This window comes from Accumulibacter sp., from assembly GCF_023806565.1.
GTDB lineage: Bacteria > Pseudomonadota > Gammaproteobacteria > Burkholderiales > Rhodocyclaceae > Accumulibacter.
Genome location: NZ_JAMTDV010000041.1, coordinates 1 through 15039 on the forward strand (window position 1 = coordinate 1; position 15039 = coordinate 15039).

Here is a 15039-nt window from a genome sequence, read left to right on the forward strand (position 1 = left end):
GGAGCGACTCGAACAATGGGCGGATGCGTACAGGGCCGAGGGCGAGGCGAAGGGCAAGGCGAAGGGCAAGGCCGAGGGTAGGACAGAGGGAGAAGCGCTCGCTCTGCAGAAACTGCTGTCCCGGCGCTTTGGCGTCGTGCCGGCGGCGGTGCTCGAACAGATCTCCAACGCACCGATCGAGCAGATCGATTCCTGGCTGGATCGCGTGCTCGACGCACGCAGCCTCGACGAGCTTTTCGGGCCGACCGCTCCCTGATACGGCGGATCGACTTCATCGCGACCGCGGGGCGGGCCCTGCCTTCGTGCTCGCGCAGCAGCCGTTGTGCCGCGACCGGTCTGATTTCTGAACGCCCATGCCCAGCCTGCAGCTTCGACAAATTGCCACTCGCCATGTCGGTCCGATTGACCTCTCGATCGGCAGTGCCCAGTGCGTCTGCATCCGCGGCGCGTCTGGCAGTGGCAAGACGCTGCTCTTACGCGCGATCGCCGACCTCGATCCACACCGTGGCGATGCGCTGCTCGACGCGACCAGTTGCTCGAGACTGCCGGCGCCCGAGTGGCGGCGCGCGGTCGCCCTGGTGGCGGCCGAAAGTCAGTGGTGGTCGGAACGCATCGGCGATCATTTCGATCGTGGCGTCGAATCGCGCTGGATGGAACAACTCGCCCTGCCCGCTGCTGCCCTGGATTGGGAAGTGGCGCGCTGTTCCACGGGCGAGCGGCAGCGGCTGGCCCTGTTGCGGACGCTGATGCAGGCGCCCGCCGCCCTCTTGCTCGACGAGCCTACGGGCAATCTCGATGCGGAAGGCACCCGGTGGGTCGAGGCCTTGCTCGATGAATATCGGCGGGAACGGCAGGCGGCGCTGCTCTGGGTCAGTCACGACGGCGCGCAGATCGAGCGGGTCGCGCAGCGCAGCTACCTGCTCGACGACGGCCGGCTGCAGGCGCTGCGATGAACGTCGTCGCACTTTCCCCCTTCGATCTCGCGGTCGCAGCGCTGCTGATTCTGGCGCTGGCCGGGCTGTCACTGCGCATGCATCTCGGCGTCGAACGCCCACTGCTGCTGTCCGCCGTCCGCAGCACCGTGCAGTTGCTGTTGATCGGGCTGGTGCTCAAGCTGCTGTTCGACAGCGCGCGGCCGCTGTGGGTGGCGCTACTGGCGACGGTGATGCTCGTCGTGGCCGGGCGCGAGGTGATGGTGCGACAGAAGCGCCGTTTCGTCGGCTGGTGGGGTTTCGGCCTGGGCACCCTGTCGATGTTCGTGTCGTCGTTCGCGGTGACGCTGCTGGCGCTGCTGCTGGTGATCGGCATCGACCCCTGGTATGCGCCGCAATACGCGATTCCGCTGCTGGGGATGGTGCTCGGCAACACGATGAACGGCATTTCGCTGGGGCTCGACCGGCTGACGCAGGATGCCGCGCAGCGACGCGCGGTGATCGAGGCGCGCCTGGCGCTCGGCCAGGACTGGCGGCGAGCGATTTCCGACAGTCGCCGCGAGGCCATTCGGATCGGCATGATCCCGATCATCAACGCGATGTCCGCGGCCGGCATCGTCAGCCTGCCGGGGATGATGACCGGGCAGATTCTCGCCGGAACGCCGCCGGTCGAAGCGGTCAAGTACCAGATTCTGGTGATGTTCCTGATCGCCGGGGGCACCGGTTCCGGCACCATGGTGGCAGTTGGTCTCGCCAGCCGCCGCCTGTTCGACGAACGGCAGCGTCTGCGCCTCGATCGGCTGCGGTTGCCGCGGAGCTGACCGGGAGCACGGGGGCAAGGCCGTGAGCAGGAGCCGGATTCGGGTTCAGCGACGGTGTTATCTCCTGTTCCGACTCCGTAAGGGGCTACGGTCCGCTCGCTCCGTTCCCCGCGGCCGCCACTACTTGACTGTCGATGAAATCATCTCGCCGACCATTGGTGCGGCGATCCGGCTCATCATTCCGGAACCGGTGCCCGTACTCCACCGGATCGGCACCGGCGTATCCCGATCGCTCTTCAAAATCCCGGCAGTTCGAGGTTGGCTGGGCCGCGCAAGTAGCTCCTGTCGCGCACCATGTACTCGGTTTCGGCCATTTTCACGATCCGGCCGCCGAGGTAAGGCTATGCTATTCTTACCTCTTACAGCAAGAAGGAGACGTAAATGCGCATTACCAGCAAAGGTCAAGTGACCATACCCGCTGAAATCCGCAAACAGGCAGGGTTGATGCCAAACACAGATGTGGAATTTGCTTTCAAGGACGGCGTTGTCTGGCTCAAGCCCAAGGGTGGCACAAGAGGCCAGCAATTGGTTGAGCGCCTGCGTGGCGCTTTCCAGGGCTGCGGCATGACCACCGACGAAATCATGCGGGAAACCCGTGGCGAGGATTGATGGGCAGTTATCTTATCGAAACCAACGTCATCATCGACGCGGCAGACCCGGACTCCCAATGGTATGTCTGGTCGGCAGCTCAACTCATCTCCGCCGCGAATGACGGCGCGGTGTTCATCAACCCCATCATCTACGCAGAGTTGGCTGGTTACGCCGATTCGGAGCGGCAGATAGCCTCCATACTCTCCGACATGCTGCTGCAGCGCGCCGATCTTCCCTGGGAGGCGGCATTCCAAGCGGGACGCGCTTTTGTTGCCTACCGCCGTGCGGGCGGGGCCAAGACCGCCCCCATGCCTGATTTCTACATCGGTGCCCACGCCCTGGTTTCCGGGCTGACCTTGCTCACCCGAGACGCCCGCCGTTATCGCAGTTACTTTCCCGAGGTGCGCTTGATCGCCCCCGACTCCATGCCTTGACGGAAATCGAGAGGGCCGGCGCGTGTTCACAGCAAGCGGATGGGTGCGCTGCGAACTGCAACAAGCAATTCAAGCGACAGGCGAGCGTGTCGTAGCGGGTAGCCAGGCCGCGGAACTGCAGTCGTCCTTCCGCCCCGCGAGTGGCTGATTGCAACTTTTATTGGGTCCGCCGGCCACCGAAAGTAGCGCGGGGTTCAGTCCCGGCAGCCGGATTCCTCGCTCCCCGCCCGCAGGCGCCGCTTCTTGACCAGCGCGTAGATTGCCGGAATCACCGCCAGCGTCAGGACCGTCGACGAAATCATCCCGCCGACCATGGGCGCAGCGATCCGGCTCATCACCTCGGAACCGGTGCCCGTGCCCCACAGGATCGGCAGCAGGCCCGCGATGATGGCGGCGACGGTCATCATCTTCGGCCGCACACGCTCGACGGCGCCTTCCATCACGGCGGCGTAGAGATCGGCCGCCGCGGGTTCGCGCCCGGCGGCGCGACAGTTCGATTGAGCTGCCCGCCAGGCGTGGTCGAGATAGATCAACATCACGACGCCGGTTTCCGCCGCCACGCCGGCCAGCGCGAGGAAGCCGACAGCGACGGCGACCGAAAGGTTGTAGCCGAGCAGCCACATCAGCCAGACACCGCCGACCAGCGCGAAAGGAACCGAGAGCATGACGATCAGCGTTTCGGTCAGACGCCTGAAGTTGAGATAGAGCAGCAGGAAGATCAGGAGCAGGGTGAGCGGGACGACGATTTTCATCCTCTCGATCGCCCGTTCCAGGTATTCGAATTGACCGCTCCACGCGATGTGGGTGCCCGGCGGGAACTTGACCTGTTGTGCCACTGCCTTCCTGGCCTCGGCGACGTAACCGCCGATGTCGCGGTCGCGGATGTCCACGAAAATGTACGTCGAGAGCAGGGCATTCTCGGTGCGGATGCCCGCTGCACCCCTCCCGATTTCGATGCGCGCCACCTGGCCGAGCGGCACCATCGCGCCGGACGCTGTCGGTACCAGCACCTCACGTGCGATCTGCTGCGGATCGGCGCGCAATTCGCGCGGATAGCGCACATTTACTCCGTAGCGTTCGCGGCCCTCGACCGTCGTCGTCACCATTTCGCCACCCAGCGCCGCACCGATGACATCCTGCAGATCACCTACTGCCAGACCGTAGCGCGCCAGTTGTCGTCGATCCGGTTCGATGTTGAGGTAGAAGCCGCCGGTGACGCGCTCGGCAAAAGCGCTGGTGGTGCCGGGGACGGTCTTCAGTACCTTTTCGATCGCCCTGGCGAGCTCTTCCATCTCGTCCAGATCCTTGCCGAACACCTTGACGCCGATCGGCGTGCGGATGCCGGTGGCGAGCATGTCGATGCGGGCCTTGATCGGCATCGTCCAGGCGTTGGCCACACCCGGGAAGCGCAATGCCTGATCGAGTTCGGCGATCAGCTTGTCGGTGGTCATGCCGGCGCGCCAGGCGGACTGCGGCTTGAGGTTGATCACCGTCTCGAACATTTCGATCGGCGCCGGGTCGGTGGCGGTGCCGGCACGTCCGGCCTTGCCGAAGACCGACTCGACTTCGGGGAAGCTCTTGATGATCTTGTCCTGGGTCTGCAGCAGTTCGGCTGCCTTGGTGATCGACATTCCCGGCAACGACGTTGGCATGTAGAGCAGCGTACCCTCGTCGAGCGTCGGCATGAACTCGGAGCCGAGTCGCGACGCCGGGTAGATCGAGACGGCGAGGATCAGCAGTGCGCCGACGACGGTCGCCTTTTTCCAGCGCATCACGCCGGCGATGATCGGCCGGTACAGGCGGATCAGCGCGCGGTTCACGGGGTTGGCCGCCTCCGGCAGGATTCGGCCGCGAATGAAGAGCCGCATCAGCACCGGCACCAGCGTTACCGAGAGCAATGCCGCGGCCGCCATCGAAAAGGTCTTGGTGTAGGCGAGTGGCGAGAACAGCCGACCTTCCTGGCCTTCCAGGGTGAATACCGGCAGGAAGGAAACGGTGATCACGAGCAGCGAGAAGAACAATGCCGGCCCCACTTCCCTGCAGGCGAGCAGCATGGCCGCGCCGCGTTCCTCGTCGGCGTGCCCTGGTGGCAGGCGCTCGAGGTGCTTGTGGGCATTCTCGATCATGACGATGGCGGCGTCGATCATCGCGCCGATGGCGATCGCGATGCCACCGAGGCTCATCAAGTTGGAGTTCATGCCGAGCAGACGCATGGCGATGAAGGCGATCAACACGCCGACCGGCAGCATCAGGATCGCCACCAGCGCGCTGCGCACGTGCAGCAGGAAGACGACGCAGACCAGCGCGACGATCGCCGATTCCTCGACCAGGGTTCGCTGCAGCGTGGCAATCGCGCGGCGGATGAGGTCGGAGCGGTCATACACCGTGGCCACCGTCACCCCTTCCGGCAGTCCGGATCCGAGTTCCTCGATCCTTGCCTTGAGCTGGTCGATCACGGCGAGCGCGTTCTGCCCGTAGCGCGCCATGGCGATGCCGGAAACGACTTCGCCTTCGCCATTCAGTTCGCTCAGCCCCCGCCGCTCGTCGGGTGCCAGCTCGACGCGGGCGATGTCGCGGATCAATACCGGCGTACCCTGATCGCTCTTCACCACGAGCAATTCGAGGTCGCCGGGACCGCGCAGGTAGCCCTTGCCGCGCACCATGTACTCGGTCTCGGCCATTTCCACCGCCCGGCCGCCGACGTCCCGGTTGGACTCGCGAATGACCTGGACGACTTTCATCAACGGAATGCCGTAAGCTCGCAGCTTGACCGGATCGACCGTGACCTGATACGTCTGGACGAAGCCGCCGAGCGAGGCGACTTCGGCAACGCCAGGGACCTTGCTCAACGGGTAACGCAGATACCAGTCCTGGATGGTGCGCAATTCGGCCAGGCTGCTGTCCCTGGCGAGCAGCGCGTACTGATAGACCCAGCCGACTCCGGTGGCGTCGGGCCCGATTTGCGGTGACACTCCGCGCGGCATGCGGCCGGCGGCGAAGTTGAGATATTCGAGTACGCGCGAACGGGCCCAGTAGATGTCGGTCGCGTCCTCGAAGATGATGTAGACGAAGGATGCGCCGAAAAAGGAGAAGCCGCGCACCACTCTCGCCTTGGGTACCGACAGCATGGCCGTGGTCAGCGGATACGTGACCTGATCTTCGACGACCTGCGGCGCCTGGCCGGGATATTCGGTGTAGACGATGACCTGCACGTCCGAGAGATCGGGCAGCGCGTCGAGCGGCGTCCGGACGACAGCGACGATGCCGCCGGCGATGACGAACAGGGTGGCGAGCAGGACCAGAAACCGGTTCCTGCTCGACCACTCGATGATCCTGGCCAGCATTGCCAATTTCTCCGCGGTAGTGGTCAGCGGCCGCGGCGCGAATCGGCCGGAAGCGCCTCGACAGCCGGGCGTGTCCCGCTTGCCGATTCGCTTCGGTAAGCAGCATCGCTCGTCGCCGATCGGCCGTCGCTGCGCGCGGCCTGGCCAAAACCGTCGACCGCCGCGCGGAGATTGCTTTCGGCGTCGATCAGGAAGTTGGCCGCGATAACGACCCGCTCGCCTTCCTGGACGCCCTCGCGCACCTCGACATGACTGTCGCCGCGTGTACCGAGTCTGACTTCCCGCGGTGCGAAGCGACCCTCGCCGGATTGCACCAGAACGATCTGGCGCCTGCCGCTGTCGATCACGGCGGAAGCCGGCACGGTGAGCACCGGCGTTGCGGTGGTCACCAGCAGTTCGACCTGGGCAAACATGCCGGGTTTGAGCCGCGTGCCGGGGTTGGCGAGTTCGACGCGTATGGGAATGGTCCGGGTTTCGGCCTTCAGCGTTGGATAGACGTAGGTGACCGCCCCTTCGAAAAGCTTGTCCGGATAGGCGTCTATCCTGATCCTGGCCGTTGCGCCGGTTCGCACCAGTCCGCTGTCCTGTTCGGCGACGTCGGCGATTGCCCACACCGTCGAAAGATCGGCGATCTGGTAGAGCACTTCACCCGGCATGAAACGCATCCCCTGCACCGCTTTCTTCTCGGTCACGATGCCGGCGACCGGCGAGCGGAAAGTCACGGTACGGCGAGCAGCACCCGATCCCGCCAGGGACCTGATCTGCTCCTCGGAGACATCCCAGTTCTTCAGGCGCAGCAGGCTTGACTCCGCGAGTTGCTGCATGCCGCTTCGCATTTCGCTGTCGGCATTGCCCAACGCCTCCAGCCCCTGCGACGCGAGCGCGTATTCGCGCTGCGCGGAAATCAGCTCCGGACTGTAGACGTCGAACAACGCCTGGTTCCTGTCGACCATCTGGCCCGTCATATTGACCCGCAGCCGCTCGATGTAACCCTCGAACTTGGCGGCGATCGCATATTGTCGGCGTTCGTCCGCTTCGATGCGCCCAGCGGCGCGGATGATCCGGTCGAGCTGGCGCCGGCTGGCCGCCTCGGTTCTGACGCCAAGTTTCTGGACCTTTTCGCTGCTGATCCCAACCTGCTTCGCGGAGGCAGTTTCCGCGTCCGCTTCGTCTGCGTAAACCGGGATGTAGTCCATGCCCATGGCGTCCTTTTTCGGCGTCGGCGAGGTATCGGGCTGGCCCATGGGGTTCCGGTAGTAGAGAATCTTGCGCTCCTTGCGATGGGTATCTTCGGCGGTGTCCGCGGCCGTCGGCGTCGCGCCGTCGCGACTCGTCGGAATGGCTCGTATGCCTACCCAATAACCGCTGGCAGCGGCCAGAGTGGCAATCGCCAGAGCGCCGATCGCGATGCGTGCGGCCTGCTTCATAGGTCTTCTCCCACGAGACGTTCGATTTCCGCCAGGCGGGCCTGCCCTTCGGCCTGCGCCTTGATCCTTTCCTGTCTGGCCTGACGGATCTGCCGCTGGGCATCGAGCAGCGTTGCGAAATCGAGCTTGCCGGTTTCGTAGCCGGCGAGGGCCGCCTTGAAAGTCAGTTCGGCCGCCGGCAGCAGGTCGTCGGTCGCCAAGGCTTCGCTCCGGCGTGCGGCGTCGATGCCGGCGAGATTTTCCGCCAGGTCGGCAAGCGCCTGATTGGCGCCTGCGTCCCGGCGTGCGCGGGCAGCTGCCAGCAGAGCTTCGGCTTCGCGCTCCTGCGAGCGCCGTGAGGATTGCTGCAGCGGAATGTTCAGTTCGACCATCACTTCCCATTCCCTGATCGCGCTCTGGTACTGGATCGGCCCGGCACCGACGGTAATATCGGGATAGCGGTTGCGATAGGTGAGTTCGCGACTCTTTTCCGCTGCCTGCAACCTGCTGGTGTCGGCGGCCAACAACGGGTTTCGCTCGCGCACCCGTTCCGCGAGTGCCGCGTAATCGAGCAGGGGGGGCGCCGGCAGCGGGCGAAGCCCCTCCGGTTCTTCCAGGGGCGCCGCGGCCGGCCGTCCGAGCAGGGCATTGAGGCGGCTGTGCAGGTGATGCTGTTCGGTTTCCAGGGCAAGCAGTTCGCTGCGCAGCCTGGTCTGCTCCACCTGCGAGCGGATGACATCCTGCAGAGGGGACAGACCGCTGCTATAGCGCATCTGGGCGAGCTTTTCGAGGCGCCTCATCAGGTCGAGAACCTCGCGCGTCAAAAGTTCGTTGTGATGAAGGTAGTACAACTGTGCATAGTTGGTCTTGATCCTGGCGGCGATTTCCGCCCAGGTCCCCGACGATTTGCTCCTGGCACTGGCTGCTTCGAGCTCGGCCACCTCGCGCTTCAGATCACGCTTGCCGAACCAGGGCAACTCCTGCGAGAGCAGATATTTCGTGCTGCCGACGCGGCTCGGGGTAAGCGACGGGTACTGCTCGCCGAACTTCGTGATGTCCCGCAGTTCCACGCGGAACCTCGGGTCGGGCAGGGCGCCTGCCGGCGCGATCCGTTCCGCTGCCGCTTCGGCCTCGGCCTGGATCGCAGCGTAATCCGGGTTGCGGCCCCTGGCGAATTCGATCAGGCTGCCGACCGTGCGGCCGATGCGGACATCCTGCGACGCGGCCGGAGTCGCAAAGGCGAGCGCCAGGGACGTGGCAATGATTCTGGCGAGCGTCAATCCTTGCATGCGGGTTCCCATGAGATTCAGACGCGAATTATGCCGCGTCCATCGCCTCGACATGCAGCAATCTGGTCGGGAGGGATGGCGGCACCGGGCCGGACCGTCACGCATCCGTGTGAGTGGGCTACCTTGCGCGCAGGCGGTCGGCACCGCAAGGACGAAGCGCAGCATCATTCGGAAAATCTATTCCGGGCTCGGCAGCGATACCGGTGCGTTGGTGCACGGCGTCGAATATCGATCGACACGACGGCGGTTTCCCGTGTAATATCATCACGCTTGTCCTGGGAGAGAGGATCGCGTTTCGGAAATTTTTTCTGGAAGCCTTGACGATGGAAGCCGGGTCGGGGCGAAAGCCCTTCTGCATACTATCGCTCGACGGCGGCGGCACCTTCGCCCTCATTCAGGCAAAGGTGCTCGATGATCTTTATCCCGGCGAGGATGGCCATCAGGTTCTCAGCCATTTTGATCTGGTGTCGGCTTGCTCGGGAGGGGCGATCGTTGCTGCGGCCTTGGTCGAGGGATATTCGCCGCGCGAGATCTTCGGGCTTTTCGACAACCCGGTCAATCGCAAGGCACTTTTTGGACGTCTGCCCTGGTACCGGACTCCATTGCAGTTGCTCACTGGCGCCTTCTCGCCGTCGAATGCAGTTGGCCGACGTTTTTCCACCGCGGGCAAACTCGAATTCCTGCGCCGCATCCTGCCCCGAATGGGTAACACGTCCTTGCAGGACCTGCACGAAATCCTCAACGACAGGGTCGCTTGTGTGCAGTCGCAGCGTGGCGAAACCAGCCGGCCCATCTCGGTTCTTGTCGTCACCTACGATTTCGACCGCGATCGGGCGCGCATGATGCGCAGCAACGTCAACAGTCCGGCAGCCAGTTTTCCGCATCGACAGCAGTGCGCCACATTGGCCGAGGCGGCACACGCGTCCAGTACCGCGCCGATCAACTGGTTCGACAAGCCCGCGGAATTCGACGGTTGCCGCTTCTGGGACGGCGCCATGACAGGCTACAACAATCCGGTGCTGGCGGGGGTGGTCGAAGCCATCGCCATGGGTGTGCCGCGCAATGACATTGGCGTGCTCTCTCTCGGCACCAGCACGGTTTTTCTCCCTGAGTCGGGAACCGAGGGGATTCCGCGTGCGCTGTGCCGGCCGCGATCCAGAACGGGCTTCCTGCCGGAACTGGTCAAGGTCGGCAAGACGATCATTGCTGATCCACCGGATGCCCACACCTTCATTGCGCACCTGATGCTCGATGGTGGCTTGCCACCGAACGTTTCGTGTTGTCCGCACACCGACACGGCGATCGTGCGCATGAATCCCGTGATTCAGCCGGTGATCGATCAGGCGACGGGCGCGTGGCGTGTTCCGGCCGGCTGGAGCGTCGACGAATTCCGCCGAATTGCCGAGATGGATATCTCTGCGACCCGCCAGGAAGATGTCGAGCTGATCAAACGGCTATGCGATGGGTGGTTGCGGGATGACTGGCACAATCAGCCTATCCGGGGATGTGGCGCCTGGGTGTCGCCCTCCGCGCAGGCGCCGACGGCGAGCACCGACCACTGGTGCGAAATTGGCCATCGCTGGTATAGCGATGCCCGCGCCGCCTGGTCGACGCTATCGACCGGATGACGCCGCTTCGAGTCCGACATGGCAATCCCACGAATTCTGATTCTGAACTGTTATTCGGATAGGCATCGCCGTGCGCGTGGAAACCCATGGGTGGTGCCGCAGTCGATTGCGCCGGCTGTCCTCGCCGGTATGCTCGATCCCGCACGCATCGAGGTGCGCTTGGCCTGCGAATTTCGGGACGGTCCTTTCGAGGACCTGCGCGCATTGCAATGGGCAGATCTGCTGGTGCTGACCGGCCTCAACCCGTCGTTCGACCGCATGCGGCAGGTAACGGCCTATGCCAGAACGGTGCATCCGGAGATCGTCGTGGCCATGGGTGGTTCGCTGGCGCGAATGCTGCCGAACCTCGGCCGCCGCCATTTCGACTACGTCTGTGGCGGCGATGTCGAGCAGATCGTGTCGGTGGTCGATGACGTTTTTGGCCCCGGGCACGCCGCCGAGATGCCAATTCCCCGCTATGACCTGATTTCCGGACCGCGCATCATCGGCTACGCCGAAGCCTCCCGCAACTGCAACTTCCGTTGCAGCTTTTGCGCAATGACCGCCGAGGACCGCAAGTTCATGACCTACGATCTCGACTACGTGCGCCGGCAGATCGAAGCCATGGGCTATCGCCAGTGTGTGATGTTTCTCGATCAGAATTTCTTCGGTGGGCCGCGCACCCATTTCAAGGCGCGCATGGCGCTCCTCAAGGAGCTGTTCGAGCAAGGGAAATTTGGCGGCTGGGCAGCGCTCGTTACCGCCGACTTCTTCCGGGATGCGGACAACGTCGTGCTCGCGCGCGAGTCGGGCTGTATCGGCTTCTTCAGCGGTGTCGAATCGTTCAGTCGCGCGCAACTCGGCGCTTTCAACAAGAAGCAGAATCTGATACTGCCACAGGAAGAAGTCATCCAGTCCTGCCTGGAGGCTGGGCTGGTGTTTCACTACGGTCTGATCTTCGATCTCGTTGACCGCACGATTGCCGAGTGTCTGGCGGAAACGGACGTGATCGTGGCCAACCCGCGCATCACCTTGCCGAGCTTCCTCAGTTTCGCCATCCCGATACTGGGGACCCCGCTGTTTGCCAGTCGCTTGCACGACGGCCTCTTGCTGCCGAACATCCGACTGCGCGACATGGACGGACGTTCGATCGTCTGTCACCCGCTGGACCCGATCGGCGACGCCGTCGCCTTTGCGCTGCGCATGGATCAGGGATTGATGGCGAAACGAAGGATCGTGGCGCATGCGTGGCGATTCTGGCGCCGCTATCGCGCCAGTCTTTCCGGCTGGGGGCTGCTGAGCGGCGTGGGAAATGCCTGGGCAATGAGCTTTCCACGTGTCGGCAGCAATGGCCGCGACGGCATGCGGCCCGGTCGCGCCGGCGGCCGCAGCTGTCTGGCCAGCTCCGAGCGGCTGGGATCGCTGTATCGTCCGCGAATCAACATTCCCGAACGATACCGCGCTCATTTCGAGCCGCTGTACGTCACGGGTCCCGACGGCGAACTGCATGACGACCTGATCGACGATGCCGCCAGCCTGCTGCGTCCAGCGACGCATCACGTGGCGACCGAGGCAGCCTCGATTGCTGCCTATAATGCGCTTGCAATGCCCTGAAAGGCGCCGCATTCTGGCGGTTCCGGAGATGGGAAGCGTGCATGCAGGAAGACTACGGGATGACGCGTGTGTTTGCCAAGCGGCTGTGTAAGTACCTGATGTTTCTGGCGATGATGGCCCTGGCGCTGGTGGGCTCGTCGCCGCAGGCCAATACCTTTTCGGCGCGCTTGAGTCCCTTGTGGGATGCCCCTCGTGGCCCAGGTCATTCGGACGATGCCAGCCGCTGGTTGGAAGGGCTTCGCGAAGCGGTCGCGCAGCCAGACGTCGGTTGTGAGCAGCTGCTGCTGCCGGAATTGTCGTCGAGCCGCCCAGCGCGTGCCTTTCGCATCGAGGTCGAGCGCGAGCTGTTCGCTGCGGAGTCTCTCATCGTCTACCTGCAGGAACCGATCGCCGAGTATTTCATCGTCGTCGCTACTGACGTGAATGGTTGTCCCTGGCTATCCATATCCGGCCGTGCCGTTCCCTTCGAGCGGAGTGACCTGATCAGTCCATTTCCTTTTGCTCGGCTACCGCCGCTGCCGGCAGGCGCGACGATTACCGCAATCGTGCAGGACTACAAGGCAATTCGCCCATGGATACTGCTCGCCGACGAGACCACCTTCGTACGCGACAACACCTTGCTGTGGCTCGGTCTGGGGGTGTACAGCGGCGTCCTGATGGTGATGATCATCGTCGCCCTCGGCTTCGACGCGTCTGCCGGCAGCCGGCTCGCCCGCGCTTACGCATTTTACGGTGCCACACTGCAGATATGGCTGGTGCAGAATTTCGGAATCGGCTCCGCATTGGCACCGGTCTGGCCTGGGCCCGGGTACTTTCCTATCCTGCAGGCGATTTCCGTGGCCGGCGTCGTGCTCGGCGTCGGGACTGCGGTCCTCGAATTCCTGCAGCTACGTGGTCGCGTGCGCTTGGCGATTGGTGGCTCCGTCGCGCTCAGCGCGTTCTGCTTCCTGATGTCGGCGTGGTATGCCGCGGGCTACCGCGTCGGCGCAGCCTTGCTGTTTGCGCTTGCTCTCGCCACCTTTGTACTGCTCCTCCGAGGAGCGTTCCGTGGCGATACAGCGATCCGTCTGTTCACGCTCGGCCTCGGTGCAACCATCATCGGTGGGGGCATGCAGGCGTTTTCGGTGATCGGCAACGGGGTCGACGTCAGCCGCCTGGCAGTGTTCGCCTTTCCGCTTGGCAGCCTGGTGCAGGCGGCTTTCTGGCTGGCAGCGCTGATCGTCCGGCTGCGCGCCGAGCAGCGCGAGCTGCACGAACTCGAAGGCCAACAGGCCGCGATCATGTGGGCGATGCCGGATCTGATCATGGTCATCGACCGGCGAGGGAACTGCCTCGACTATAAGCAGGCGTATGCGACGCGATCCTTCATCGCCGGGAGCGAGTTGCTCGGCAAGAACGTGGCGACCGTTCTGCCAAGCGAGACGGCTTTGACCCTGCAGCAGGGGATCGAGCAGGCGCTACAGCGAGACGAGTTGCAATCGGTGTTCATCGCCTTGCCGGTGGCGGGCAGCACCCACTATTATGAAGCGCGCATCGCGCCAAACGGAACGGACAAGGTGGTGATCGTGGTGCGCGACATCACGCTCCAGAAGCGCAACGAGGAGAAAATCCGTCGCCTCGCCTATTTCGACACGCTGACCGGTCTACCCAACCGCCAGAGCTTTCTCGAACGACTCGACCACGAATTGTTGCGGGCGCGCCGGACCAACCACCGGATGGCACTGCTGTTTCTCGATCTCGATGGTTTCAAGCGGATCAACGATACGTTGGGACACAGCGCTGGCGATTGCCTGCTGCAGACGATCGCCGAGCGACTGCAGGAAAGGCTGCGCGCGGGTGCCTTCATCAGCCGGCCGGCACTGGATGAATCCGGCCTGCATTTCGCGCGTCTCGGTGGCGACGAGTTTACTGTCGTGCTGCCTGATGTCGACACCGCGGAGAACGTTTGCGCGGTTGCACAGCGGGTGCTGTCGCTGCTAGGGCAGCCGGTGCTGATCGGCGAGCAGGAGATCACCGTGACCTCTAGCATCGGCATCGCGCTCTTTCCCGACGACGGGGAGGATGCCGCGACGCTGCTCAAGCACGCCGATACCGCCATGTATTACGCCAAGGAGCAGGGACGCAACAACTGGCAGTTGTACGAGCGGACGCTGACTACCCGGACGACCGCACACCTGGCTCTCGAAGGCGATATTCGCCGGGGTCTCGAACGGAGCGAGTTCTGTCTGTATTACCAGCCGCAGGTGCAAGCCAACGATGGCCGGGTGGTCGGAATCGAAGCACTGATTCGCTGGCAGCATCCGCAGCACGGCCTGGTATTGCCGGCCGGGTTCATTCCGGTTGCCGAGGAAAGCGGTCTCGTCGTTCCCATAGGGGAATGGGTGCTCGATGCTGCCTGCCGTCAGGTGCGCGAGTGGCAGCAGAACGGTTTGCCGGTCCCGCGGGTGGCGGTGAACGTTTCCGCGTGCCAGCTACGCGCACCGGATTTCCTCGAAGGCGTTGCGACCATCATCAAGGCGACGGGTGTGGCTGCCGATCTGCTCGAACTGGAGCTCACCGAGAGCATCCTGATGGATCCCGAGGCGAAACGAATCAATGCCTTATATCGCCTGCGCGAACTTGGAGTGCATTTCTCGATCGACGACTTCGGCACCGGCTACTCGTCGCTGTCCTACATCAAGCGCTTCCCGATCGGCACCCTGAAGATCGATCGGAGTTTTGTCAGTGGCCTGCCGCAGGGTACCGACGATGCCGGAATCACCACTGCGATCATCGCCATGGCGCGCAGCCTTGATCTCGAGGTGATTGCCGAGGGGGTCGAAACCAGAGAACAGCTCGACTTTCTGCAACGGGCGAAGTGCCCGAAGCTGCAAGGTTATCTGTTCAGCCGCCCGCTGCCGCCAGACGAGATGGTGGCCATCCTGCGCCGCGGTCACATCGAACTTCCCTCGCAGCTTGCGGCCGGGTGAGCGGGTCTGCACCGGGATCGGCGAGGAGCGGC

At 63.8% G+C, this 15039-nt stretch carries 11 protein-coding genes; 8 read left to right on the plus strand and 3 right to left on the minus strand.

Going from position 1 to position 15039, the window contains the following annotated elements:
- From NFV80_RS04890 to NFV80_RS04910, 5 genes are all read left to right on the plus strand, one after another.
- On the plus strand, window positions 1-256 hold a 256-nt coding region (locus NFV80_RS04890; RefSeq protein WP_295326772.1), incomplete at its 5' end, for a DUF4351 domain-containing protein.
- A gap of 97 nt (window positions 257-353) precedes the next feature.
- Window positions 354-953 carry an ATP-binding cassette domain-containing protein gene (locus NFV80_RS04895; RefSeq protein WP_295326774.1) on the plus strand — a complete coding sequence of 200 codons (600 nt, stop codon included), beginning with the start codon at window positions 354-356 and terminating at the stop codon, window positions 951-953.
- Window positions 950-1753: an iron export ABC transporter permease subunit FetB gene (gene fetB / locus NFV80_RS04900; RefSeq protein ID WP_295326776.1), complete on the plus strand. Its 804-nt coding sequence runs from the start codon at window positions 950-952 to the stop codon at window positions 1751-1753. Before NFV80_RS04895 ends, fetB begins: the two co-directional genes overlap by 4 nt.
- Window positions 1754-2134: 381 nt before the next feature.
- Window positions 2135-2362 carry an AbrB/MazE/SpoVT family DNA-binding domain-containing protein gene (locus tag NFV80_RS04905; protein WP_295326778.1) on the plus strand — a complete coding sequence of 76 codons (228 nt, stop codon included), beginning with the start codon at window positions 2135-2137 and terminating at the stop codon, window positions 2360-2362.
- On the plus strand, window positions 2362-2778 hold the full coding sequence (locus tag NFV80_RS04910; RefSeq protein ID WP_295326779.1) for a type II toxin-antitoxin system VapC family toxin: 417 nt from the start codon (window positions 2362-2364) through the stop codon (window positions 2776-2778). The genes NFV80_RS04905 and NFV80_RS04910 overlap by 1 nt, the downstream gene beginning before the upstream one ends.
- Before the next feature lie 194 nt (window positions 2779-2972).
- Here NFV80_RS04910 and NFV80_RS04915 read toward each other — a convergent pair whose 3' ends face one another.
- From NFV80_RS04915 to NFV80_RS04925, 3 genes are read right to left on the minus strand one after another with little or no spacing between them, the layout of a single operon-like run.
- The gene (locus NFV80_RS04915; protein WP_296758014.1) at window positions 2973-6122 is read right to left on the minus strand and encodes a CusA/CzcA family heavy metal efflux RND transporter; all 3150 of its coding nucleotides are present in this window, start codon (window positions 6120-6122) and stop codon (window positions 2973-2975) included.
- A 23-nt stretch (window positions 6123-6145) separates the two neighbouring features.
- The gene (locus NFV80_RS04920; protein ID WP_295326783.1) at window positions 6146-7549 is read right to left on the minus strand and encodes an efflux RND transporter periplasmic adaptor subunit; all 1404 of its coding nucleotides are present in this window, start codon (window positions 7547-7549) and stop codon (window positions 6146-6148) included.
- A complete protein-coding gene (locus NFV80_RS04925; RefSeq protein ID WP_295326784.1) occupies window positions 7546-8817 on the minus strand; it encodes a TolC family protein in 1272 nt (423 codons plus the stop codon). The genes NFV80_RS04920 and NFV80_RS04925 overlap by 4 nt, the downstream gene beginning before the upstream one ends.
- A 323-nt stretch (window positions 8818-9140) precedes the next feature.
- On the opposite strand from NFV80_RS04925, the gene NFV80_RS04930 reads away from it, so the two are divergent.
- The 3 genes from NFV80_RS04930 to NFV80_RS04940 all read left to right on the plus strand — a co-directional run bounded on the left by NFV80_RS04930 (window position 9141) and on the right by NFV80_RS04940 (window position 15007).
- Window positions 9141-10445, plus strand: coding sequence for a patatin-like phospholipase family protein (locus NFV80_RS04930; RefSeq protein WP_295326786.1), 1305 nt, complete (start codon window positions 9141-9143; stop codon window positions 10443-10445).
- A 93-nt stretch (window positions 10446-10538) separates the two neighbouring features.
- Window positions 10539-12038, plus strand: coding sequence for a radical SAM protein (locus NFV80_RS04935; RefSeq protein ID WP_295326788.1), 1500 nt, complete (start codon window positions 10539-10541; stop codon window positions 12036-12038).
- A gap of 41 nt (window positions 12039-12079) precedes the next feature.
- Window positions 12080-15007: an EAL domain-containing protein gene (locus NFV80_RS04940; RefSeq protein ID WP_295326790.1), complete on the plus strand. Its 2928-nt coding sequence runs from the start codon at window positions 12080-12082 to the stop codon at window positions 15005-15007.
- The last annotated feature ends 32 nt before the right edge of the window (window positions 15008-15039 follow it).